Origin of the sequence: Salinibacterium sp. UTAS2018, assembly GCF_004118935.1 — a bacterium.
Classification (GTDB): Bacteria; Actinomycetota; Actinomycetes; order Actinomycetales; family Microbacteriaceae; genus Rhodoglobus.
On sequence record NZ_CP035375.1, the window covers coordinates 721066 to 745260 of the forward strand.

The window sequence follows — 24195 nt, forward strand, 5'->3', positions numbered from 1 at the left end:
TCAGAATCACTGCTGCTGGCCTACACTGGCTAACGGTTATTTCACATCCCAAGGAGAAAAAATATGGCACTGTCCACTGAAGAAGTTATGGCCGGATTGGCTGAGCTCATCAACGACGAGACCGGCATTGCGACCGACACTGTTGAAATGGGCAAGTCGTTCACCGATGACCTCGACATCGACTCGATCTCGATGATGACGATCGTTGTCAACGCTGAAGAGAAGTTCGACGTCAAGATCCCCGACGAAGAGGTCAAGAACCTCAAGACCGTCGGTGACGCAGTGAGCTTCATCACCGCCGCTCAGGCGTAACACCCGCTCGACGTGGACGGCCAACCGCACTCGTTGCGGTTGGCCTCCGCGCAGCACTCCAGAAGCCTGCCGTTCGCGGGCTTTCTGAGCCATGCACTCAAAAGGAACGTGAAATGACCAAAAAGATCGTTGTCACCGGTATCGGTGCCACTACGCCCATCGGCGGAACCGCGACCGAGTCGTGGAACGCCCTTCTCGCTGGCGAATCGGGAGCCCGCTCGCTCGAGCAGGAATGGGTAGAAACCTATTCGCTCCCCGTTACTTTTGCTGCACAGGCCAAAGTGCGCCCTGAAGAAGTTCTCGAACGCGTTGAATACAAGCGTCTCGACCCCTCAAGCCAGTTCGCTCTGATCTCTGCCCGTGAAGCTTGGGCCGACGCCGGTTCACCCGATGTCGACCCCGAGCGAATCGGTGTTGATTACTCCACCGGTATCGGTGGACTGTGGACTCTCCTCGATGCGTGGGACACCCTGCGCGAAAAAGGACCGCGTCGCGTTCTGCCCATGACGATTCCGATGCTCATGCCCAACGCCGCTGCAGCCGCGATCAGCATGGCCATTCCGTCGCGTGCCTACGCTCGCACCGACGTCTCGGCCTGCGCTTCCAGCACCGAAGCGCTCGCTAATGCCTACGCTCACCTGCAAGCGGGTCTTGCGGATGTCGTTATCGCTGGTGGAACGGAAGCAGTGGTTCACCCACTTCCCATCGCCGCCTTCGCCTCAATGCAGGCGCTCTCGAAGCGTAATGACGATCCGGCGACGGCATCACGCCCGTATGACGTTTCTCGCGACGGCTTCGTGCTGGGTGAGGGGGCGGCAACGCTCGTTCTCGAGACTGAAGAACACGCCCTCGCCCGCGGCGCTCGCATCTACGCCGAACTCGCTGGCGGCGCTGTGACGAGTGACTCGTTCCACATCACGGCTCCCGACCCCGAGGGAACCGCCGCCGCACGCGCTGTGCGCGACGCTCTCGACGCTGCCGGAGCAACGCCAGAAGACGTGACCCACATCAACGCTCACGCGACGAGCACACCAGTCGGTGACATCGCCGAGTACAAGGCGCTTCTGCGCATCTTCGGCGACCACCTGCCGAACATCCCCGTCTCAGCCACTAAGGGCGCCACCGGGCACCTCTTGGGCGGCACAGGAGCACTCGAGGCTATCTTCACGGTCCTGGCTCTCCACCACCGCACGGCTCCCCCGACGATCAACCTCACCAACCAGGATCCCGCGATTCCGCTGGACGTCGTAACGACGCCCCGTGACCTCGGCTCAGGTCCCCAGCTGGCGATCAGCAACTCGTTCGGCTTTGGTGGCCACAACGCGGTCGCGGCTTTCCGTTCGGTCTAAACTCTCGTGCGCTCAGCGGCTTTGCCGCTCAGTACTTAACGACACATCGCCCGCTCGATCATCTGATCGAGCGGGCGATGTGTTTGTCAGCGTATGAGGGAATTAAACTTTGAAATCCCCGCAGCCGCTCCAGGTGGCGCTAGTTGACCGCACCTTCACCGGCGAGAGTTCCGCCGTCGATGATGAATTCAGATCCGGTCGAGAAGCTGGAATCGTCGCTGGCCAAGAACAGGACCATCTTGGTGACTTCCTCGGGTTCGCCCAAACGGTTGATCGGCGTTCCCGGGTTCCCGTTGTCGAGACCGTCCGTCATCGGCGTACGAATCCCACCCGGGTGAACCGAATTGACCCGAACTCCCTGCGAACCGAGTTCCATCGCTACCGACTTGGTCAGGCCCCGAAGTCCAAACTTTGACGCGGTGTAGCCGTGCAACGCCGCGTAGCCCTGCATACCGGCGGTCGAAGAGATATTGACGATCGCCGACGACTCGTTCTTCACGAGTTCGGGCGTCGCGGCTTTGATGCCGAGGAACGCTCCGGTGAGGTTGATGCCGATGATCAGCGACCAGTCTTTCGCCGTGTAGGTATCGAGCGTTCCAAAGTTGACGATGCCGGCGTTGTTGATGAGCACGTTGAGGCCCCCAAAGGTGTCGGCCGCAAGCTTTACAGCCGCGTTCCACTCTTCTTCGTTGGTGACATCGAGGTGGGCGTAAACCGCGTTGGAGCCCAGCTCATCCGCCAGCGCCTGGCCTTCGGCGTCGAGGACGTCAGTGATAACAACCTTGCCGCCCTCAGCGACTACAGCACGACTGTGCGATTCGCCCATTCCGCGGGCGCCGCCGCTAATGAGAACTACTTTTCCGTCAAAGCGAGACATGATGTTCCTTCCAAATACTGAATTGGTTTCAGCCGGAAGGAGATAGTCCGAGGACCCGAGGACGGTCCGTTGTGGCAACCGTGCCCGAATACTTCCGGCCACGTTTCAACGCTACTCCGGGAGTTCACTGAATGCGACCTGAACGCCACGCTCGCAGCGAACAAACAGCAACACAAATGTGTAGATAGCTGTTTTAGTGCGGACACGAAAGTGCTGCGTTCAGAAGAGAGAGCGCTTCAGAGGATGGAGCGGCATCCGTCATGGAGGGTGCACTCGCCGTCAAACGGCGAATCGCGACCGTCACGAACGACGTCTGTGCAGTCTTGCCACTCAATCAGTGGAATCCGCGTGTCAACCGCTACTTCAGGAGTGTGGGTGCGTTCGGAAATCATGATCAACCTACCTTGTGAAGCCACACAACTGCAGAGTCTTGACTGGCGTGACGGAACGACTCAAGCTCGTCGTCCCAGGCCTGGCCGAGAGCCAAGCGGAGTTCGCGATGCAGTTCGAACGCATCGGAACCGGCAGCTTCCATCGCGTAGCGCAGACGATCTTCGGGGATCACCATGTTGCCGACACTGTCGGTCTGCGCAAAAAAGATCCCGAGGTCGGGCGTGTGCATCCAGCGCCCACCGTCGGAACCGGGGCTGGGGTCTTCGGTCACCTCGAAACGGAGGTGCTCCCAACCGCGAAGGGCCGCAGCGAGTACCGCACCGGAGCCTTGCGGGCCTTCCCAGTAAAACTCGGCACGCTGAGATCCCCTGAGCACCGGTTGGTTATCCCAATCGAAGTTCACGGCACGTTCAAGAGCGCGACCAGCAGCCCACTCGATATGTGGGCAGAGCGCGCGAGGAGCAGAGTGCACGTAGAGCACTCCGCGAGCGTTATGTGCAGTCACGATATCTCCGTTCCGTTTGGGTGCGACTTCCCCATCGACCCACGAACGGTACCTGTGACAGCACGTCAAGCTATTAAATTGTGCGGCGAACCGCTTGGGGACATTATCCCTGACAAATCCGGGAAAATACAAGCGTGTAACTACATTTGTGCCGATTAGAGCCGGTTTAGAGCCTCAGGCATCGTCATCCGCCACTCTTCGGGGGCCTCCGCCGCGGGAGCTGCGGGCAGGATGCCCTTGCCATCTGGCTCGGGAATCGCCGAGATAAGCGCTCGAGTGTAAGGATGCACGGGGTCGTTCCAGATGCGGTCAGAGACGCCAGACTCCACAATCTTGCCGCGGTACATCACCACGGTTCGGTCAGCGATGAGCCGCACGATCGCGAGATCGTGTGAGATAAAGAGCAGCCCGGCGCCGGCATCGAGCGCAAGCTTGCGCATCATGTCAGCGACAGAGGCCTGACTCGAGGCATCCAGAGCAGAAATCGGTTCGTCAGCCACCAACAGGTCGGGGCGCGCAGCCAGAGCTCGTGCGATTGCGACCCGCTGGCGCTGGCCTCCGGATAGCTCGTGGGCGTAGCGCGACACCATGTCGGTGGGGAGACCAACACGCTCAAGCCACTCTTCGGGCTGAGAACCTTCTGCGCCACGCTCCAGTGCGGCACGAATGCCCTCGGAAATTTGCTGGCCAATGCGAATGCGCGGGTTCAGCGAGGAATTCGGGTCTTGAAAGACCATCTGAATCGACGTGAACTCAGATTTGCGCCGACGAACGCCCAGAAGCGGCACCTCGGCATCGCGGTACGTTACGGCGCCCGACCGCGGCTTCTCCATACCGAGCACGGCTCGCGCCAAGCTCGACTTGCCACAGCCGCTCTCGCCCACCAGAGCAAGGACTTCCCCGGGAGCGATCGTGAGGGAGACTTCGTCGACCGCTCGCACGACGCTGGCCCCGTGGTATTCGATCACGAGGTCGGATACTTCGAGCAGCTCGCTCATTCGCTTTCCTCCTGGAAACCCGCGGCACCCGGTAGCGACGCGAGCAACTCACGCGTGTACGGGTGCTGTGGCGCGGTGAAGATACTCTGCCGATCGTTCGACTCGACGATCTCGCCGTGGCGCATCACCGCAATGTCGTCGGCGATCGAACTCATCACTCCGAGATCATGAGTCACAAGAAGAACGGCAAGTTGACGTTCATCCGCCAGATCGCGCAGCAAGTGCAGGATGCCGGCCTGAACGGTGACGTCAAGAGCGGTCGTCGGCTCATCTGCCAACAGCACCACGGGGTCGCACGCAAGAGCAATGGCGATAGCAATCCGCTGACGCTGACCACCCGAAAACTGGTGAGGGTATCGCCCAAGCGCCTCGGCAGGGTTGGGAACCCGCACACGGTCGAGCAGCGCGATAGCGTGCTCGCGCGCCTGCTTCGTGGAGAACTTGAGGTGACGGGTGACGTGATCGGTGAGCTGAACTCCCACAGTGAGCTGCGGGTGCAGGCTCGACGACGGGTCTTGGAAGATCATCGCGATTCGACGGCCGCGGATCTCGTTCAGCTGTCGATGCGACATGCCGACGAGCTCGGTTTCCCCGCGATCAGGATGAGCCAGACGGATCGAGCCTCCCACGATGGCGTTACTGGGCAGCAAGCCCAGCATCGCGAGCGAGGTGACCGTCTTACCCGAGCCGGACTCCCCCGCGAGACCCTGGATGCGTCCGGGGGTGAGCGCGATACTGATGCCCTTGACGATGGATTTGACGTTATTGCGCGAGCCGATGCCGATCGTGAGACCGTCAACGGTCAGCACCGGCGCGGATGCAGCGGGTGCGGCATCCGCAGGCTGTGGTGTCGTTGCGTCGGTCATGACCGTGCCCCCGCTCGCGATACCTGTGACGTCGGATCGAAGATGTCGCGCAGCGAGTCACCCACGAAGTTGAAGGCCATCACCACGGTGAGGATGGCGAGACCGGGGAACAACCCGATCCACCAGCTGTCGAAGTTTTGAATAGCGGCGGAAATCATCGAACCCCACTCGGGCGTCGGCGGTTGGGCTCCGAGCCCCAAGAAGGAGAGGCCCGAGAGGAGCAGGATAGCGGTTCCCACATCGAGGCTTGCCAACACGAGGATGGGGCCGACGACGTTCGGAGCGATGTCAACGCGGAGGGTCTTGAAGGGCGAGAAGCCCATAATGCGCCCCGCCATCACATAGTTCTGAGTGCGAAGCCCGAGCACGATACTGCGGGTCATACGAGCGTACTGCGGCCACGACACCACGAAGGCAGCGATCACCGCGTTGAAAAGCGAGGGTCCGAGCGCCGCAGCGACAACCATGGCGAGGATGACCGTCGGGAACGCCATCACGAGGTCGGTCAAGCGCATCAACAGTTCGTCAACCCACTTGCCGAAGTAGCCGGCAATAGCACCGATCAGTGTTCCGACGAGCAGCGACATCACCACAAGCATGAGCGCCAGCGGAATAGTGACTCCGGCGCCGGTCATGAGCCGCGAGAAAATGTCGCGGCCGAGAGCATCCGTACCCATGAGCGTGTCGATGCCGGGAGCCTGCAATCGAGGCAAGTCTTGGGCCAGGGGGTCAAAGGGAACCCACAGTCGAGCGGTAAAGGCAATGCCCACCCACGCGACAGCGATAACAGCACCAATGACACCGAGCGGGGTTATCCACGCGGCAGGAATTTTTAGCCAACGCTTTCTCATGCGAGCCTCACCCTCGGGTCGAGTACACCGTAAAGAAGGTCGACGGCGAAGTTAATAGTCAGATAGACAACGCCCACGACGAGACCGACGCCCATGACGCCGGGTAGATCGAGGCTGGTTGCCGAGTTGTAGGCGTAGCTGCCGAGCCCCGGCCACGCGAAGACGGCCTCGACGAGCACCGTGCCCGAGAGCAGGGTTCCGAACGCGAGCCCCACGATCGTGAGGATGGGCAGCGATGCTCCGCGCAGAACGTAGCCGAACAGCAGCCGCGGGCCGCTGAGCCCCTTGGCGCGGCCGGCACGAACGTAGTCGGCATCCAGCACCTCGAGCACCGAGGTGCGAACGAATCGCGTGAGCAGACCGATCGTGAAGAGCGAAAGAACGAACACGGGCAGCATGAGGTGCGCCAGAGCATCCGTGAACGTAACCCACTGGCCCGCCAGCAGGGCGTCTGCCGTGTAGAAACCCGTCACGGTGGGTGGCGGTGCCAGCGCGGGCGAGAGCCGACCGGAACCGGGCGCAATACGCAATTGTAGGAAGAAGAAGTTGAAGCTGACCAGTGCCATCCAGAAGGTCGGGATGCTGAGGCCGATGAGCGAGAACACGCGCACCAGCTGGTCGCTGAGCTTGCCGCGGCGATAGGCCGCGAGGGAGCCGAGAGCCACGCCGACGCCCAGGCTGACGACGATAGCCAACAGGGCAATTTCTACCGTGGCCGGCACGGCCTTTGAGAGGTCGGATGCCACGGGCTGCGCTGTGCGCAGCGAGACGCCCATGTCTCCCTGGAACAGTCCGCCGATGTAGTTGACGTACTGCACGGGAAGCGGCTGATCGAGCCCTCGCTCCTGGATGTAGGCCTCGACGGTGGCGGGGTTGCTCGCCGCCCCTTCACCGAGCGCTGCCGCAATGGGGTCACCCGGCACAAGGTTCGCGAGAGCGAACGTGACGATAGTGACTCCGAAGAGGAGCAGGACTGAGGTTCCGAGGCGACGAAGCAGGTACCCGACCAGAGGTGATCTGGCCGAGTACCTGCGAGTCGCGCGGGGTGTGTTTCCCACGCTAGAGATTCCTTTTACTTAGCTTGCAGTTCAGCGATGTCCATCGTCCAGGTGGAGTTGTAGGCAACTCCATCAATGTACGAGGCGGTCGCAATGTTCGAGCCGGGAACGATCAACGGAACGAACGGGCCACGCTGCTGCAGGGCTTCAGCGAAGTTGCTGAAGGCAGTCTCACGCTCGTCGAAGTTCGTGGCGTTCTCTGCCGCTGCGGCGAGGTTCACTACATCGGCGTCCTGCTCGGCGGTCCAACCGGCGCGCAGTCCAACCTTCTGTCCAGCCGAGAACGGCAAGAAGTTGGCGGAGTCGGCGTAGTCGGGGCCCCAGAACCAGATGCTGAAGGCTTCGGTTCCGTTGACGTAGCTGTCAATCTGCGTGGTGAACGGGGCCGGAGCGAGCTCGATGGTGATTCCGGCATCCGCAAGCTGCGACTGGATACGCTCGGCTAGCGGGGTGAAGCTCACGCCACCAACCGGGTAGTCGTTCGGGTATTCGAGCGTGATGCTCTCCCCGTCGTAACCGGATGCTTCAAGCGAGGCAGCCGCAACGTCGAGGTCCTGCTCAACACCGTTCTCCAACGCGCCGAGGAACGACGGCGGGATAACGCCGGTGGCCTGCTCGGAACCTGCACCAGCAAGCTCGAGGAGCGCCGGGTAGTCGAGAGCGTAACGAACGGCGTTAGCGAAGTCGGGGTTGGCGGTCATGCCACCCACTTCTTCGCTCTGGTTGATGAGCAGGAAGATGGTCTGTGCCGACGGAGTCGAGAACACGTTGATGCCATCGCTCAAGCTAGCGACCTGGTCACCGCTGAGGTCAACGGCTACCTGGGAGTCGTTGCCCTCAAGGTTGATCTTCTGCGTTGCAGCCTCAGAGACGTTGCGGATGACAACACGAGTGAAGTCGATGTCTTCGTCACCGTTGTAGTTTTCGTTCTCGGTGAGAACAACCTGCGACTCGAAGTTCACTGTGTCGAGGATGTACGGACCGGAACCAGCCGACGTCTCGTTCAAGAATGCTTCAGCAGCATCCGAGTCATCCGTTGTTCCGCCATTTTCGATGACGAGAGCGGAGTTCAGGATGGCGAGCGACGGGTTCGTCATGAGGGCGGGGAGCTTGAGCGACGGGGTTTCCGTGCTGAGCTCAACGGTCATGTCGTCGACCTTGGTGACGGTAATGCCGTTCATCAAGAAGTTGGCTTTGCTCTCGGTCATTCCGGCGACGCGGTTGAGCGAGAAGACAACGTCGTCAGCGGTGATTGCTGAACCGTCGGAGAAGACGCGACCGTCTTTGAGCGTGAAGGTGAATACCGTTGCATCGTCGTTCGACTCGTAGGTCGCGAGACCGTCGACCGGGGTTGACTCATCGGAACCGGCGAAGTCGAGGAGAGTTTCGTAGAGCGCCTTCGACACCATGTACCCGGTGGGAACGTAGTTACGACCCGGGTCACTCGTCTCCAGCGTAAAAGCGGTGTCGATGACGATGCTGTCGCTTACTTCGGGTGCTGCTGCAGCGCAACCGGCGAGAGCCAGTGATGCAGTCAATCCGAACGCGGCCGCTACGTAGCGGAACTTAGTGCGCAAAGGGAACTCCTTGGTGGTTGTAGATCAGCCTCTGGACGGCTGTGCTTGAGATTCCCACAAATCCCGCTAGTCTGTCCAATCAAAGGCGCGATCGTTCAGACCATGAGATAAACATGAGGGAGATTTCACACAATATGTCCAGCAAAGCCACCAACGGTTCTTCCAGTACTGGACAATCACCCTCTGAATTGGACGAGATCAACCTGAAGATATTGAGCGAGCTCCGCTATAACGGACGAATATCAATGTCAGCTCTTGCCGAGAAGGTAAATGTCTCGCGAGCGAACGTGTATACGCGGGTAGAACAGCTGATGTCTGACGGCGTGATCACAGGCTTCAGCGCTCAGATCGACCCCGCCAAAGCCGGGCTCGGTATCTGCGCGCTCGTATTTCTCTCCGTGCATCCGCAAACGTGGACGAGCTTTCGCGACCGCATCACGAACATGACCGAGATCGAATCCTGCCGCATCACCACCGGTGAACATGACGCGATGCTGTTGATCCGCGGTCACGAGGTGGGCGCCATTCACGACTTCATTGTCGGAGTGCTCTCGGTGCTGCCCGAAGTGAAATCGCTCGAGACCGTTCTCGTGCTCGACGAAGTCTTTCAACGCCCCTACCTGCTGCCCTCAGATTTGCCCGAGCGCCCGCAAGAACCAGCGCAACTGGGCCTGACCCGGTTCACCCGGGCAGACCCCGGACGGGCAGGGCTGAACAGCTAGTCAGCTAGTCGCCCAGGCGCGCTAGACGACTTGAACGCAGACACTTTTTCCCGGAACACCATCGAGCACGAACTCCTCGATGAGCTCAAGGCGGCCATCGGGGCGCGAACCGAGCGTGGTGCTGCTATCGCCCAAGAGGGTGGCGTCACTCGCGATGACGTGGTGCACGAAGAACTCATCGAGCACGCCGTCGCGGTAGCGACCGACGCAGCGGCCTGCCGTAACCGTGTCGCCAAAGTAGAAGCCCCACACGATGCCCGAGTTCTCGTCGAACTCGAACTGCGTGGGCTGAGCGCTGACCGTGCTCGCCGTTGATTCCTCGAGGATGAATGTGGTGCCGTCAAGCCGGGGTGTGCTGCGCTGCGCTGGATCGAGCTCGGGCCACGCGCCACGCCGATCAGTCTCGACGCACACGCTCACGTGCGCTTCGCCGTTCTTCTCGAACTCTTCGTAGAGTTCGAGCTTGCCATCGTCGTTCCAACGGATAGTGCTCGAAGCCGAGCCGAGAATAATGTCTTCACTCGCGGCAATGCGGTGCGCAAAGCGAATTGACACCACATCATCATCACGGCGCCCGACGAAACGACCGAGAGCGACCGTGTCTCCGTAGTACTCGCCCCAAATCATTTGGCCCTCTTGGTGATACCGGAAGCGCGTGGGGGCGCTTGCCGAGACAGCGCTGCCCGATGACGATTTCAAGATGAATTCAAAATCGTGGATTGACTCGGGGACAGGCTGGGCCGCTGCGGCTCCTACAGGTGCATCACTCACGCAGATGAGTATGAGGCTCTCCGGTTGGCTGCACGAAATCGACCGCCAAGAGTCCAGTTCATCCAGCGGTCATCGACGAGTGAAAGACATTTAGTTGCGGAGGCCCCACGTTCGAGCCTATTCATCCATCCTGAAAATACGCGCTACACGGGCACGGTTGCAGTTGCACGACCTAGAGAATTCGACACTCCGAGCGGTAGCGGGCGAGCATGCACTCCCTCGCTAAGGTCGATTACTACATACTCGGTATTGATTTACTCGGAAGGTCTGGCATGTCGGTCCGCCACAGTTTGCTCTCAATCTTGGTTCAGGGGCCGTGCTATGGCTATCAGCTGCGCACAGAATTTGACCAGCGCACCGGCTCAACGTGGCCGCTCAACGTCGGTCAGATTTACAACACGCTCGATCGCCTTGTGCGCGATGATCTTGTGGTGAAAACCGGCGCACCGACCGCGCTGGCTGCTGACTCTTCACAGCAGACCTACTACACAATTACGGATGCCGGCAGGCATGAAGCACAACAGTGGCTTGCGACCCCCATCGACAGCTATGCGACCAGTCGCGATGAGTTAGCGGTCAAGCTCGCGATCGCGGTCACGCTTCCCGGAGTCGACGCTCACGCCGTGATCGCGCATCAGCGCCGAGCGACTCGTGGCGCAATCGACGAACTCTCGCTCACAGCGGAGGTGCGCGACGAAGCCCGGAACGCGCGCCAGTTCGCGGAACAACTCGTCACCGACTCGCTGCGCGCGCACGCCGAAGCGGAGCTGCTCTGGCTCGATCACTTAGACGCGGCGCTCACCACCGCTCAATCACACGGCTTCGCCGACCCTTTTCCCTTGAATCCCAGCCAACCGAAACGCGGGCGGCCCTCCGGGAACACCGAAACGTCCGTGGATAAATAAACGGTGTGCTTGGCCCGGCGGCTCGGGAGTATCTGTCGAATACCGGTCTATTTAGCGTGATCGTAGCGGTCGACGATCGCAGTGGTGAGCGGGAACGTGACTGGGATGTCGCCGAACACGAGCCGCCCGGCATCCGCTGCTGCCGCCGTCACATGTTCTGCAACGCGGTCGGCGAGCTCTGCCGGCACGTGCACCACGACCTCGTCATGCAAGAAGAACACGAGGTGGGGCGCGTCGGTGAGCCAGGCGCCCTCCGAGAGTTGGCCTAGTCGATTGCGGATGCTCGCCATCCAGCACAGGGCCCATTCGGCCGCCGTGCCTTGAACAATGAAGTTGCGCGTGAAGCGGCCCCACGAGCGCCCGCGTTCTTGCGACACCGCGCGCTGCGCGGGAGATTGCGAATCGTCATAGGTCGCGGCGTGGGTACCCGGGGGCGAACTGCGCCCGAGTTGGGTGCTCACCACTTCCCCGCGTTCACCGGCTCGCGCCGCCTGTTCCACGAGCGCAATCGCTTGCGGGTAGGCCCGGGCGAGCCGGGGCATCAGTCGGCCGCTCTCCCCCGACGTTGCACCATACATTGCGCCGAGCATGGCGAGCTTCGCGTGAGCGCGCGTGTCGACGGCGCCGCTCGCCACGATGCCTTCGTAGAGATCCCCGGATGCTCCGGCCGCGACCATTCCGCGGTCACCAGCCATCGCTGCGAGGATGCGCGGCTCTAGTTGCGAGGCATCCGCGACAACAAACTTCCAGCCCGGATCAGCCCGGACCGCACCGCGAATCAGGTGCGGAAGCTGCAGCGCGCCACCGCCGCTCGTTGCCCAGCGCCCGGTTACCACCCCGCCGGGGACGTAATCGGGACGAAAACGACCGTCGACAACCCAAGCATCGAGCCACGACCATCCATTCGCCGTCATGAGGCGTTGAAGCTTTTTGAATTCGAGCAATGGGGCGATAACCGGATGCTTGAGCTGCTTGAGTTCCCACGACCGAGTTGTGGTCGCTTGAATGCCTGCGACGCTCAACGCCCGCAAGAGTTCGGCGGGCGACTCGGGCGCCAATCGCGGAGAGTCGAGCTGCAGCCGGATCTCATCGACGAGTGTTTGCAGCTTTGCCGGCCTTTCGCCCTCGACGCTCGGGCGTGGCCCCAGCATCTCGGTGAGGATCTCGTCATGGGCCTGCGCGCTCCAGGGCAAGCCGGCGAAGCGCATCTCGGCAGCGATAAGCGCGCCAGCGGACTCGGCGGAGAGCAGTCGCTGCAACCGCCCAGCCTCCGGCGACGTTGCCACCGCCTCCAGCTGGCGAAGAAATTCAGTTAGCACGTCGAGGTCGCCGTCGGCCACGGCGTCAGCATCGTCGTCGAAATCAAACAGCGTTGAGTGCTGCGGCCTGAGAGGGTCTAGCGGTGCCGCGTGACCCGCCTGAGCGAGGGCGTCCCAGCCGCTCGCGCGCGCCTGAGCTAACGCCGACTCTCGGGTGAAGACCGAATTGCGCAGAATCGTGTGGCACAAGCGCAGATCGAAGCAGCGGTTGACCCGCACGCGCGCCTCGAGCAACTCCGGATACCACGCTGCGGTGTCGTGCCAGACCCAACGAATCGTGGGCTCCTCAGCCTGCGTCTGCGCGACAAAGGCAACCAGATTATCGACAGCGAGTTCGCCGAGAACCGCGCCCGCAGCATCCACTCGTGTGGCGGTGAGGGTGCGGCCGCTAGTCGCGAGCACGAGGTACACAGCACTAGTCTGCCGTGCTGCGCCGACAGCGGCCGCCTAGCTGCCCGCGCGAGTCACGGGCTAGCCGCGCTCTTCGTGATCATCATTGAGCACGTTAGAGCGAGTATCGGCTAGCCCGTGGAGCTGTCAGGCAGCGTTCTCGCGGGGCTGTTCGACGAGGTAGCTGCTGTACGCGCTGAGGGTGAGGAAGGTGGGGAACTCTTCCTCCAGCGTCACTTCGCGGAAGACCGCAGCGGCCTCATCGAAGCGATCGCCGGGCGTGCGCTCAATCGTGGAGAACACGTGGGCGAGCTCCTCCTCGATGCTGCGGTGCGTGATGGGCGTACCTTCCGCCGTGACAACATGCTGGTGCATCCACTGCCACAGTTGGCTGCGGCTAATCTCTGCGGTCGCGGCGTCCTCCATGAGGTTGTCGATCGCCGCCGCGCCAACTCCGCGCAACCAGCTCTCGATGTAGCGCAGCGCAATGGAGACGTTGGAACGCACTCCGGCATCCGTTACCGCACCGTCAATGCGCAGGTCGAGCAGGTGCTCCGCCGTCACGTGAACATCGTCGCGAAGGCGGTCAACCTGGTTAGGGCGATCCCCCAGTACCGCGTCGAATTCGGCCCGAGCGGTCGGGATGAGATCCGGATGCGCGACCCACGTGCCGTCGAAGCCGTCGGTGGCTTCGCGACGCTTGTCGCGCGTCACCGCATCGAGGGCACGAGCGGTCACTTCGGGGTCGCGACGGTTCGGGATGAACGCGCTCATGCCGCCGATGGCATGTGCACCCCGCTTGTGGCAGGTTGCAACGAGCAGCTCGGTGTAGGCCCGCATGAACGGCACCGTCATCGTGATTGCGGCGCGGTCAGGAAGCACGAAGCTGGCGCCGCGGCCACGGAAGTTCTTGATGATCGAGAAGATGTAATCCCAGCGGCCCGCGTTGAGGCCCGCGCAGTGTTCGCGCAGCTCATACAGAATCTCGTCCATCTCGAAAGCGGCCGGAATCGTCTCGATCAGCACGGTCGCACGAATCGTTCCGTGGGGAATGTTCAGAGCGTTCTCGGCGAACGTGAACACGTCATCCCACAACCGCGCTTCGAGATGGTTCTCGATCTTGGCAATGTAAAAGTACGGGCCGCTGCCGCGCTCAATCAGTTCGTGCGCGTTATGGAATATGTACAGCCCGAAGTCAACGAGCGAGCCGGATGCCGGAGTGCGCTGCCCCGCCCGGTCGGTGTACCGCAGGTGCTTCTCTACCAGGTGCCACCCGCGCGGTCGCATCACGATCGTGGGTGTCTCCTCGCCGAGAGCGTAGGTCTTCCCCTCCTCGGTGGTGAAATCGATCTGGCGGCGGATCGCGTCGCGCAGGTTCACCTGACCACCAATCACGTTGTGCCACGTCGGGCTCGTCGCGTCCTCTTGGTCAGCGAGCCACACCTTGGCACCCGAGTTCATGGCGTTGATCGTCATCTTGCGATCGGTGGGGCCAGTGATCTCGACGCGGCGGTCATGGAGGCCGGGGCCGGCACCCGCAACGCGCCAGCTATCGTCTTCGCGAATCGCGGCTGTTTCCGGCAAGAATCGCAGGTTACGGCCGTTGGTGATGTGCTTGCGCGACTCCATCCGAGCCGCGAGGCGGTCGTGACGACGACCCGCGAACTGGTCGTGGAGTCGAGTCAGAAAGTGGAGTGCTTCAGGGGTGAGAATCTCGCTTGATCGGTCATGCGAATCAGCGAGCGGTTCCATTCTGTGCGTGGTCATGAGATGTCCTTTAACGTGGATGAAGTGGTCTGAGTTGTCGAGGGGTTGGCGCCCTCGCGTGGGACGAGGGCGCCAGAGGGTTTAGTGAAACTGCGCTGTTTCGGTGCTTCCGACCAGGGCGAGGGTTTCACTGGTGGGGTTGAGAGCGGTCGCGATGCGATCGAAATACCCCGTGCCGACCTCACGCTGGTGGCGTGTGGCCGTGTAGCCGTCTGCTTCAGACGCGAACTCTGCTTCTTGCAGTTCCACATAGGCGCTCATGTGCCGCTCGCTGTAGCCCCGAGCCAGGGTGTACATCGAGTGGTTGAGGGCGTGGAACCCTGCAAGGGTGATGAATTGGAAGGCGTAGCCCATGGCTGCCAACTCGCGCTGGAAGCTCGCAATCTGAGCGTCGTCGAGGTGACGCTTCCAGTTAAACGACGGCGAGCAGTTGTAGGCGAGCTTCTTGCCGGGGAATTCTTTGTGGATGCTCTCCGCAAAGGTTCGCGCCAACTCGAGATCGGGCTTCGCGCTCTCCACCCAGAGCAGATCAGCGTACGGCGCATAAGCGTGGCCGCGACTGAGCACCGTTTCGATGCCCGGAGTGGTGCGGTAAAAGCCGTCACTCGTGCGCTCACCCGTCAAGAACGGCTTGTCGCGATCATCCACATCGTTCGTGATGAGGTCGGCGGCGAGCGAGTCGGTGCGCGCGATGATGATGCTCGAGACGCCCGCAACGTCGGCAGCGAGTCGAGCCGCGTTGAGGGTGCGGATGTGCTGCGAGGTCGGGATGAGAACCTTGCCGCCCATGTGACCGCACTTCTTCTCCGACGCCAATTGGTCTTCCCAGTGAACGCCGGCAGCGCCGGCTTCGATCATGGATGACATGAGCTCGTAGGAGTTCAGAGGCCCACCAAAGCCGGCTTCCGCATCGGCCACAATCGGCGCCATCCAGTCGGTGCGGGGAGCACCGTCTTCGGCGGTCTCAATCTGGTCTGCCCGAAGGAGCGCGTTGTTGATGCGGCGAACCACGGCCGGAACGCTGTTGGCCGGATAAAGGCTCTGGTCGGGGTAGGTCTGACCCGAGAGGTTCGCGTCGGCGGCGACTTGCCAGCCGCTGAGGTAAATCGCTTCGAGGCCGGCACGCACTTGCTGCACGGCCTGGTTGCCGGTGAGTGCTCCGAGCGCGGCGACCCACTCGGTGTTGTCGCGCTGCAGAAGCTTCCAGAGATTCTCGGCTCCGCGACGGGCAAGGGTGCGATCCTCCCGAACACTTCCGCGAAGGGCAATGACGTCTTCGGCGCTGAAATCGCGTTCGATTCCGTTCCAGCGGGCAGCTGTTTTCCACTCGGTCTCAAGCTCGGCTGCGGTTTGGATCTGGTCACCGGGGCGGTTGTGCGACATTGCTGGCTCCTTCGTCAGGTAGTGGTCGGTGGTGCGTTTCTTCGACTCTGCGGCCTCAGCACTGGTTCTTAACCGAGTTTTGCGGCAGAATTCTTTGCATTCTTCTGTTTTTCCGCAGAAGACCGTCAAGGAGGACGCTGAGATGACCCCACGCACGCTCGCGCAGGCAGACGATGAGGACATGATCGATTCCCTCACCATTGGCCGGCGCATCCGCCAGCTCCGCACCGATCGCGGTCTCACCCTCGATGACCTCGGCGCTGCCTTGAATCGAGCGGCCTCTCAGGTCTCCGTCATCGAGAATGGCAAGCGCGAACTCAAGCTCAGCGAGCTGCAGAAACTCGCCCGCATCTTTGACGTGACGGTGGATGACTTACTCAATGCCGAGCCGCCGTCGCGGCGCGCGGCTCTGGAAATCGCCCTCGAGCGTGCTCAGCGCGGCCCGCTCTACGCCTCACTGACGCTTCCCGAATTGCCCATCCGCAAGACACTCAGCGACGAAGCTATTGAGACCGTGCTCGGCCTCCACGACGAACTGCAACGACTACATCGCGAACGCGCAGCGACCCCCGAAGAAGCCCGCCGCGCCAACACCGAACTACGGCGAGTGATGCGCAAGCGCAACAACTACTTCGGCGAGCTCGAATCGAAAGCCACCGAGCTTCTGGATGCCGTTGGCCACACAGGTGGCCCGCTCTCGCAGCGTGTCGCCTCCGACCTGGCCTCGCACCTCGGGTTCTCGCTGCACTACGTGCCCGATCTTCCGGCATCCACTCGCAGCGTGACGGACCTACGCCACGGCCGCATCTATTTGCCGGTAACGCAGGCCGAGAGTACCGACCCGAGGTCGACTCTGCTGCAGGCTCTCGCGGGACATGTGCTGGGCATCCGCGAACCCGCCGACTATTCCGAGTTTCTGTACCAGCGCGTAGAGACCAACTATCTCGCGGCCGCGCTCCTGATCCCCGAGAAAACGGCCGTGGAGTTCTTGACCGCCGCCAAGGCGAAACGGGAGTTATCGGTCGAAGATCTGCGCGATGCTTTCGCCGTTCCTTACGAGACAGCCGCCCATCGCTTCACTAACCTCGCGACCGAGCACTTGGGCGTGCCCGTGCATTTCTTGAAGGTGCACGAGGGCGGCACGATTTCCAAGGCCTACGAGAACGACAACGCGGCGTTCCCGACCGATGCCCTCGGAGCGATTGAGGGGCAGATCGTATGCCGTCAGTGGAGTGCGCGCCAGGTCTTCGACGTCGACGATCGCTTCAGCCCGTACCACCAGTACACCGACAAGCCGGGCGGCACGTATTGGTGCACCTCGCGCATTCAATCGGGGCGACGCGGGGAATTCTCGATCAGCTTGGGAACACCCTTTGCCTCTGCAAAATGGTTCCGCGGTCGCGACACGACGAATCGTGCCGTGTCGACGTGTCCAGATGACCGATGCTGCCGCAGCGCGCCTGACAACCTCACGGAGCGCTGGGCTCAACATTCACTCCCGAGCGCGCGGCTCAACAGTTCCCTGCTCGCCGCGATGCCCACCGGAATGTATCCCGGCGTCGACTCCACCGAAGTGTTCGAGTTCTTGGAGTCGCACTCGCCGAGCGCTTAGTCGTGCAGCAGCGAGCCATCCTTCTTCAGCACGTTCTTTTCGCCGGCTTCAATAGCGACGGCGAAACGGTTCTGCTTCGGGGGCATGGGGCAGTTGAAGTTGTAGCTAAAAGCGCACGGGGGCAGGATCGCGAGGTTGAAGTCGAGAACGATGGTTCCGTCAGGGTTGGGGGCGACGAACAGGAAGCGGCCGACGCTGTAGGTGTCGACGCCGCTGGTGGCATCCGCGAATACGAGCTGAAGGGCACGGCCCGACTTGAACGCAGCGAGGTTGTAGTCAACGCCATCCTTCGTGAAGGAAATGTCGCCGGGAATCGGCTGCTCGCGCTCTTGGCCATTGTCTTTGAGGTGCTCGAACCCGAGCGTGGTGCCTTCCGGGTTGGGGGTAAACGCCGCAGTAATGACCCAGTCGGGGTTGTACGAGTACGCGTCAATGGTGCCGAATTCTTGGATGGCAGGCGAGTTGGTGTCCCAGACACGAAGTGCGTGGTTGCCCTCGGGAGCCTTGATGACGAAGCCCGTCACGGTCTCGCCAAAGACGATCGCGCTCGGGTTTTCGTGGCTCTTGCTGCGAACTACGGCGCTGCCATCCACGAGAGTTCCGTCGACCACGATGTTGTCGTCGGCGGTAGCGGTGACCGTGAGCCCATCCTCGTGGGGAGCCCAAGTGCCAGGCACACCCCAAATGGTCTGCTCCGCATCCACCCACTGCGTGTTGGTGAGCGCCAAATTGCCGTTCTGCTGCACGACCGCCTGGTCGCGGCGTTCGCGGAAAGTAGCGAGCTTGGCTTCGGGCGTGAGTGTGGGTGCAGCAGTGTCAGTCATAAGTCCATCCTTGTTGAAGTCCATCACGCCAACCACCGCCGACACGGGATTATTTCGGGAAAGCACAATCGGGTCGCAAATCTAGCCAGCGAAGTTCCCTAAGAACGCCACGCCGCGTCACTCGAACCCCACGCCACGGCGGGAGCGCTGAAACGCCCGGGACTGCCGGCATACGCAGGTGCCGGCACTGCGCTCGTGACACCGTCGTTCGTCGCCACCGTGGGCGTGAATCCGGCGGCTGCCCGAGGCGCATGGCGCGGACGGCGCTGCTGCAACAACTCGGTCGCGACACGCGCGAGCGATACCTCCACCAGCCACGAGTGCCCAGCATCGATGCGGCGACGCACGGCGGCGGTAACGGCAGCGGCCAACAGGTAACCCGCCGCATGATCCAAAGCCTGAGCAGGGAGCGCTCCCGGCGATCCCTTACCTTCTCCCTCGGTGAGCGCGATTCCTGTTGCCGCCTGAACGATGCTGTCGAAACCACGGCGTTCTGCCCACGGTCCGACTGTTCCCCACGCCGAGAGCCGGCCGACGATGATTCCCGGGCGGCGCTCGGCGAGAGCCGCGGGTGAAAGTCCGAATTTATCTAACGTTCCGGGGCGGTAGGCGGTGAGCACGACATCCGCGGTCTCGAGCAGTTTCTCGAACGTGGCGCGATCGGCGTCGTCGTCCAGATCGAGCAGAGCCGAGCGCTTTCCGGCTCCCGTGTCGCGGTGCTGCCAGTCGATTTCGGGATGCCGCGGGCTGTCGATGCGCAGAACGTCGGCACCCCACAATCCCAAAGTTCGAGCCGCGACGGGGCCCGCAATCACGCGAGTGAGGTCAAGCACGCGTAGCCCGGCCAGCGGCGCATCGATGGTCGTTTCGCCAAGATCAGACGGCGCGGTGTCGCCCAGTGACGTGAACTCAATCACCGGCAATTCGGCCACCGCGCGGCCTTGCGGATGCTCTGCCCACTCCTCTGGCGCGCGCACCACAGTCGCAACTCCCCCTGCTGCGGTGACCACCTCTTCGACGGCGGCGGCATCCATAGTGTGGAGGGCGAGCATGAATCCATCGGCGCCGGTGTCAGCGGGCAACCCCAACCCGGTGAGCAGCGCTGCGCGATGGTGCGGGTAGTTCGCGTGCGTGCGCACCCAACCATCGCTACACGGCCAGAAACCGGAGAGCTCAGACCACGCCGTAACGGGCTCGCCATCGTGGCGGAAATGCTGATCGCTCGTGACGGCAGTTGCAACTTTGAGTGCGCTTAGTTCAACCGCGGGCACCGCGCAGCCAACACGGCGGGCCGCCAACAAAGACGCAGAGAACGAGGCCGCGGCGATCGCGTCATGCACGAAACGGCCCGTGGGGAGAACCCCAGCAAGAGGCACCGCAGTACCGTTTTCGCGCACCAAAGCGAGGGCGGCAGCATCTTCGCCCAGTGACTGCCACGCAGCATCCAGCAAACTCATAACTTGATAGTGCCACGCCCGGTAGATTTAGACCATGGAACCCATTAGCTTCAGCTTCGGCATCGTCGGCCTCGTTATCTTTATTATCACCGTGGTCTCGATCGCCAAGAGCAACAACCACGGAGTGCTCGGCAAGCTCATCTGGATCTTGGTCGCCTTCTTCTTGTCCATTCTTGGCTCGATCCTGTGGCTGATCTTCGGTCGCGGCAAGGTGCGCAAGTAGGCACGCTCCCGGCGGCGACGCCTACGACTTGATAGTGTGCGTGGCGGCGCAGGCGCACTGAAGGGACACGGGATTTCCGTGCCTGCGACTGCGCGCCGCCACGCTGAACTCATCGCATCTGAGTGTGGAATCTGATGAGTTCGATTGTTGGGCCGTTACTGGCCCTTACGCGGCTTGATGAAGCCGGTGTCTTCGAGCTTGGCCCGCTTGTGTGCCCGCTTGTCTTTAATAGACAGCTTGGCCTCTTTTTTGGTGCTTCCTCTAGGCGATTTTCCAGCCATGATTACTCCGCTTCCCCTTGTCTCAGTTGGCGTGCTAACCCTGACCATAGCCCATTCCTCAGAGGAAAGCACTTTACCTCTGACCGGCTTTTTTACCGCGTCAGGAAAGAGCCTAAGCGCGGGCGCTAAAGCGCCACATCCAGTTCGAATCGCAGCGACGCGCTCGATACTGCGCGTACCGTAGAAGCCATCGTTCGAGCCCGCTCCTTCCAGATCGGCAGCAGCGGTCACAATCAGAAAGCTGGTTCGAGATGACAAGCAATCCCGCCACGATCTTCTTCGACGTCAACGAAACGCTCTCAGACCTCACGCCGGTTGGCGATGCGTTTGACGCCGTCGGCGCGAACCGCGAAATCGCGTCGTCGTGGTTCGCCAGCATCCTGCGCGATGGCTTTGCTCTGACGGCCACCAGCAGCGAGGCACGCTTTCTCGCTATCGCCACAGCGAATGCTCGCGACGCTCTCGGCAGCATCACGCTGCGCCTTCCGCTCGATGATGCCGTGGATGCCGTGATCTCCGCGTTCTCGAACGTGAGCCTGCACAGCGACGTCGCCCCCGGCATCCGCGCGTTACAACAAGAAGATCATCGACTTTTTACGCTGTCGAACGGACCGGCGAACAACGCTGAGCGCATGCTCGCCGACGCCGGAATTGCGGATGCCATGGCTGGCTTCCTCTCGGTGGAGGGACATTCCCCGTGGAAGCCCGCGCGCGCCTCCTACGAGAGTGCTCTGACGCGCACCGGCACGCAGGTCAGCTCGGCTTCCGCTTACCTGGTGGCGGTTCATCCGTGGGATATTCATGGCGCCATCGCAGCGGGACTTCTCGCTATCTGGGTTAACCGAGGCAACAAAACGTACCCCGAACATTTTCTCAAACCCACGACCTCAGTAACTAGTTTCCATGAACTGGCTTCAGCTTTTCAATAGAACTCGCTGCCCGCTCACCTCATAAGCAAACGTGCAAGCGGCACGAGTCCGCGTGAAAATATAATCTGACGATGCGTCGACATCCTGATATACGCTGACTGCAAATAGCTGTACACGGTTTTCTGGTTTGTTCTGGGAACGCTCCCAGAGCTTGCCAGCCGAGCACCCCCGTGCTCGCCGTTCTGAGTGGACCAGAACTGCGCGTCGGTGTGTGCACGCTCCCAGAGCGTCGGTTTACGAGAATCGAAAACACAGCACCCACACAACGACGAAGTTGGAGCGCATGGAAATCACGCAGCCCGCCCGACCGCGGAGGCACTCAGCCGTCGCGATAATCGGCATTGCAACACTGACGCTGTCCACCATGGTGGCGGCCTCCCCGGCCATTGCCGCTGACGTTCGACCGGCAGCAGTTTCGGCGCCGAGTTCAGTGGAACTCGACCTTTCGGGAGACTGGCAGTTCTCTACCGGAGATGACCCCACGTGGTCGAGCCCCGGTTTCGACGACAGCGGTTGGACAACCCTGCAAGTACCTGAGGTTGACGGCGCCCCGCAGTTCGCCGACTATGACGGATTCGGATGGTATCGACTCACGTTCACCCTCCCCGCCGATGCGCAAGGCGCCAACCTTGTTGCCTCGCTCGGCTTCATCGATGACGTCGATGAAGCGTTCCTTAACGGGGAAAAAATTGGTGGCTCGGGAACGATGCCGCCCAATGCATCAAGCCAATGGTTTGAGCAGCGCCTGTACCCCATCCCGGCAACTGCACCACGCTTCGGAGCTGAAAATACTCTCGCCGTGCGCGTCTACGACATGTCGGGCGGAGGCGGCTGGTACCAGGGCCCCGTCGGCATCTATTCGAAAGACCAAGTACGCGAAAACGTTCACGGAATATCGGGCGCTTTAGCCTCAGCAAGCATCACCGACAGCGTTCTCGCCACCCTCGCTCAACAGCGCACCGCACTCGCTGCCGGTGACGCCGACGCCTATCTCGCGACCTTGACAGATTCCTACGAGCACAACGGTCGCGACCTCGATCGCCGTGCAAGCGAGATCCGCGACTGGCTGAACGATTCGGGCACCCTCACACTCACTGACAGCGAGGTGGAGGTGATCGAGTCGTCCGATGGTCGCCTGATCGTTGACACCAACCGCACGATCACGGGCACCAAAGACGGCGTGGCGTTCGAATTCGAACCGACCACGCAGGAGTTCTTGGCTTTCGACCGCGAAAACTTCACTGAAGCTGGCAACGAATCCCGATTCTTCCGCGACTTTGTCGACTCTGACCTTGAAGATGCCCGACGGGAGTACGTAACGTACCTCCCGCCGTCGTACTTCACTGAACCGAACCGAGAATTTCCGGTCGTCTATCTTCTCCATGGAGTCAACGGCGGAAGCCGTGAGTGGGAACCGCGCGATTTCGGCGCCAAGCTCGACGAGCTGTACACCACCGGTGGACTTGCTGAGTCGATCGTGATCATGCCCGACGGCGAATCCCTCTGGTACACCGATCACGTCGATGGCACGCCCTGGCGCAGCATGTTCATCAACGAGCTGATTCCACAAGTCGACGCCGAATACCGCACTCTGGCCAGCCGAGAATTCCGCGGCCTTTCTGGCGTCTCGATGGGCGGCTTTGGTGCTTACTCCATCGGCCTCGCGTACCCGGAGATGTTCTCTTCGCTCGCCTCACACATCGGAGCGATTGGGCTCTCCCCCAGTCAGGTCGGCGTCACTGCTCCCGGCGGACCCGATGCGCAACCCCGTTCACCGATCAATGACGTCAAGGCGATGTCGACCGAAGTTCTCTCCACCTACGACTTCTACTTTGACGTCTGCGAGTTCGACGACTACGGCTTCGCTACTCCGGCACGAAGCATGGATGCCGCGCTGACAGAGAAGGGAATCGCTCACACGTGGGAGGTTTACCCCGAAGGTCGCCACAACGATGCCTGCTGGATGCCACACATCGCGGACTCGTTCGGCATGCATTCCGATCACCAGCGTGCAGCCGGCCTTCAAGAAGACTGGGTAGCCCCGAAGTTGTCGGTCTCGACCGGAGCAGTTGAACCGAACGCTGCCGGGTGGTTCACCGACGCGGTGACCGTCACGGCAGACGCCACCGACGCCGCCGACTCCACACCCATCGTCGAGTTCAGGCTTGATGGTGCGGCCTGGAGCCGCTACGACGGCCCCATCGAGATTACGGGCGACGGGCGCCACCCACTCGAGATGCGGGCAACGGATGCCGCCGGCAATGTCTCCGAGGTGGTGTCCCGCACGATCGCAATCGACGCCACCGCGCCAACCGCTACGGCGAAGTTTGATGCGGAATCCCGCACTCTGACGCTCGCTGGAACTGATGGTGGGGCAGGTATCGAACGGCTCGAGTTCGTGATGTCCGAGGCAAGCGCATCCGCCCGCGTTGCGTTCACGGAGTACGAGGGTCCGCTGACGGTCGGGGCCGAGGCCGCCGTCGTCAGCTACCGCGCGATTGATGCGGCAGGCAACATTGGAGAGCTTGAACGAATCTCCATCGCTGCGGCATCCGAGGTCACGCAACCCGGCAACGGAAGCGGAACCGGCACGACTGATGCCGAGGCCGCCGACGGAACCGACGCCGCTGCCTTGGCATTCACCGGGGCAAGCATCAGCGGCTACCTTACGCTGGCAGCGCTTCTCCTCACGCTGGGCGCAGCCTTCGTTCTGCGCCGGCGCCGAACACTCCCTGACGCGCCTCAGCGCGCCATCGAGAGCTAGTCGCTCGCTTCGGGCGGGGCCTGTCGCGCAGTAATGAGCGGCAAGCCCGTCCATCGCCCGGG

At 61.8% G+C, this 24195-nt stretch carries 23 protein-coding genes; 8 read left to right on the forward strand and 15 right to left on the reverse strand.

Annotated features, from left to right (window positions below; translation table 11 throughout):
• Positions 1 to 63: 63 nt before the first annotated feature.
• Both ESZ53_RS03410 and ESZ53_RS03415 read left to right on the forward strand, forming a co-directional pair.
• Complete coding sequence (locus tag ESZ53_RS03410; protein WP_129071547.1) at positions 64 to 312, forward strand: acyl carrier protein; 249 nt, start codon at positions 64 to 66, stop codon at positions 310 to 312.
• A 113-nt stretch (positions 313 to 425) separates the two neighbouring features.
• The gene (locus tag ESZ53_RS03415; protein WP_129071548.1) at positions 426 to 1661 is read left to right on the forward strand and encodes a beta-ketoacyl synthase; all 1236 of its coding nucleotides are present in this window, start codon (positions 426 to 428) and stop codon (positions 1659 to 1661) included.
• Positions 1662 to 1800: 139 nt separating this feature from the next.
• Here the strand turns inward: ESZ53_RS03415 and ESZ53_RS03420 are convergent, their stop codons facing one another.
• From ESZ53_RS03420 to ESZ53_RS03450, 8 genes are all read right to left on the reverse strand, one after another.
• Positions 1801 to 2538 (reverse strand): SDR family oxidoreductase, encoded by a 738-nt coding sequence (locus tag ESZ53_RS03420; protein WP_129071549.1) that lies wholly within the window; start codon positions 2536 to 2538, stop codon positions 1801 to 1803.
• A 236-nt stretch (positions 2539 to 2774) separates the two neighbouring features.
• Complete coding sequence (locus tag ESZ53_RS14280) at positions 2775 to 2930, reverse strand: hypothetical protein (protein ID WP_168187177.1); 156 nt, start codon at positions 2928 to 2930, stop codon at positions 2775 to 2777.
• Between the two features lie 2 nt (positions 2931 to 2932).
• A complete protein-coding gene (locus ESZ53_RS03425; protein WP_129071550.1) occupies positions 2933 to 3436 on the reverse strand; it encodes a DUF3145 domain-containing protein in 504 nt (167 codons plus the stop codon).
• A gap of 155 nt (positions 3437 to 3591) precedes the next feature.
• Positions 3592 to 4434, reverse strand: a complete 843-nt coding sequence (locus ESZ53_RS03430; protein ID WP_129071551.1) for an ABC transporter ATP-binding protein — start codon at positions 4432 to 4434, stop codon at positions 3592 to 3594.
• Entirely contained in the window at positions 4431 to 5300 is an 870-nt protein-coding gene (locus tag ESZ53_RS03435) for an ABC transporter ATP-binding protein (RefSeq protein WP_129071552.1), read from the reverse strand. Before ESZ53_RS03435 ends, ESZ53_RS03430 begins: the two co-directional genes overlap by 4 nt.
• Positions 5297 to 6151 (reverse strand): ABC transporter permease, encoded by an 855-nt coding sequence (locus tag ESZ53_RS03440; protein ID WP_129071553.1) that lies wholly within the window; start codon positions 6149 to 6151, stop codon positions 5297 to 5299. The genes ESZ53_RS03435 and ESZ53_RS03440 overlap by 4 nt, the downstream gene beginning before the upstream one ends.
• The gene (locus tag ESZ53_RS03445; RefSeq protein ID WP_129071554.1) at positions 6148 to 7209 is read right to left on the reverse strand and encodes an ABC transporter permease; all 1062 of its coding nucleotides are present in this window, start codon (positions 7207 to 7209) and stop codon (positions 6148 to 6150) included. The genes ESZ53_RS03440 and ESZ53_RS03445 overlap by 4 nt, the downstream gene beginning before the upstream one ends.
• A gap of 14 nt (positions 7210 to 7223) precedes the next feature.
• Positions 7224 to 8786 (reverse strand): ABC transporter substrate-binding protein, encoded by a 1563-nt coding sequence (locus ESZ53_RS03450; protein WP_129071555.1) that lies wholly within the window; start codon positions 8784 to 8786, stop codon positions 7224 to 7226.
• Positions 8787 to 9031: 245 nt separating this feature from the next.
• Between ESZ53_RS03450 and ESZ53_RS03455 the strand changes: the two genes are divergently transcribed.
• Positions 9032 to 9508, forward strand: a complete 477-nt coding sequence (locus tag ESZ53_RS03455) for an Lrp/AsnC family transcriptional regulator (protein WP_231595170.1) — start codon at positions 9032 to 9034, stop codon at positions 9506 to 9508.
• A gap of 21 nt (positions 9509 to 9529) precedes the next feature.
• Here the strand turns inward: ESZ53_RS03455 and ESZ53_RS03460 are convergent, their stop codons facing one another.
• Complete coding sequence (locus tag ESZ53_RS03460; protein ID WP_246837369.1) at positions 9530 to 10279, reverse strand: hypothetical protein; 750 nt, start codon at positions 10277 to 10279, stop codon at positions 9530 to 9532.
• 209 nt (positions 10280 to 10488) lie between these two features.
• Between ESZ53_RS03460 and ESZ53_RS03465 the strand changes: the two genes are divergently transcribed.
• Positions 10489 to 11184, forward strand: a complete 696-nt coding sequence (locus ESZ53_RS03465; protein ID WP_231595169.1) for a PadR family transcriptional regulator — start codon at positions 10489 to 10491, stop codon at positions 11182 to 11184.
• Positions 11185 to 11231: 47 nt separating this feature from the next.
• Here the strand turns inward: ESZ53_RS03465 and ESZ53_RS03470 are convergent, their stop codons facing one another.
• The 3 genes from ESZ53_RS03470 to aceA form a co-directional block, all read right to left on the reverse strand.
• On the reverse strand, positions 11232 to 12914 hold the full coding sequence (locus ESZ53_RS03470; protein WP_129071558.1) for a bifunctional 3'-5' exonuclease/DNA polymerase: 1683 nt from the start codon (positions 12912 to 12914) through the stop codon (positions 11232 to 11234).
• A 126-nt stretch (positions 12915 to 13040) separates the two neighbouring features.
• Positions 13041 to 14660 carry a malate synthase A gene (aceB, locus tag ESZ53_RS03475; RefSeq protein ID WP_246837370.1) on the reverse strand — a complete coding sequence of 540 codons (1620 nt, stop codon included), beginning with the start codon at positions 14658 to 14660 and terminating at the stop codon, positions 13041 to 13043.
• An 81-nt stretch (positions 14661 to 14741) separates the two neighbouring features.
• A complete protein-coding gene (gene aceA / locus ESZ53_RS03480; RefSeq protein WP_129071559.1) occupies positions 14742 to 16043 on the reverse strand; it encodes an isocitrate lyase in 1302 nt (433 codons plus the stop codon).
• A gap of 142 nt (positions 16044 to 16185) precedes the next feature.
• Between aceA and ESZ53_RS03485 the strand changes: the two genes are divergently transcribed.
• Positions 16186 to 17655 carry an XRE family transcriptional regulator gene (locus ESZ53_RS03485; protein ID WP_129071560.1) on the forward strand — a complete coding sequence of 490 codons (1470 nt, stop codon included), beginning with the start codon at positions 16186 to 16188 and terminating at the stop codon, positions 17653 to 17655.
• Here the strand turns inward: ESZ53_RS03485 and ESZ53_RS03490 are convergent.
• Positions 17652 to 18479 (reverse strand): DUF1684 domain-containing protein, encoded by an 828-nt coding sequence (locus ESZ53_RS03490; protein ID WP_129071561.1) that lies wholly within the window; start codon positions 18477 to 18479, stop codon positions 17652 to 17654. The two genes, ESZ53_RS03485 and ESZ53_RS03490, sit on opposite strands and share 4 nt — an antisense overlap.
• 98 nt (positions 18480 to 18577) lie before the next feature.
• A complete protein-coding gene (locus tag ESZ53_RS03495) occupies positions 18578 to 19936 on the reverse strand; it encodes a CoA transferase (RefSeq protein ID WP_129071562.1) in 1359 nt (452 codons plus the stop codon).
• Between the two features lie 34 nt (positions 19937 to 19970).
• On the opposite strand from ESZ53_RS03495, the gene ESZ53_RS03500 reads away from it, so the two are divergent.
• A complete protein-coding gene (locus tag ESZ53_RS03500) occupies positions 19971 to 20159 on the forward strand; it encodes a PLDc N-terminal domain-containing protein (protein ID WP_129071563.1) in 189 nt (62 codons plus the stop codon).
• Positions 20160 to 20314: 155 nt separating this feature from the next.
• Here ESZ53_RS03500 and ESZ53_RS03505 read toward each other — a convergent pair whose 3' ends face one another.
• Positions 20315 to 20671, reverse strand: coding sequence for a hypothetical protein (locus ESZ53_RS03505; protein WP_129071564.1), 357 nt, complete (start codon positions 20669 to 20671; stop codon positions 20315 to 20317).
• A gap of 20 nt (positions 20672 to 20691) precedes the next feature.
• On the opposite strand from ESZ53_RS03505, the gene ESZ53_RS03510 reads away from it, so the two are divergent.
• Together ESZ53_RS03510 and ESZ53_RS03515 are read left to right on the forward strand one after the other, a co-directional pair.
• Entirely contained in the window at positions 20692 to 21369 is a 678-nt protein-coding gene (locus ESZ53_RS03510; RefSeq protein WP_129071565.1) for an HAD family hydrolase, read from the forward strand.
• A gap of 283 nt (positions 21370 to 21652) precedes the next feature.
• Entirely contained in the window at positions 21653 to 24133 is a 2481-nt protein-coding gene (locus ESZ53_RS03515) for an OmpL47-type beta-barrel domain-containing protein (protein WP_129071566.1), read from the forward strand.
• Positions 24134 to 24195: the final 62 nt, after the last annotated feature.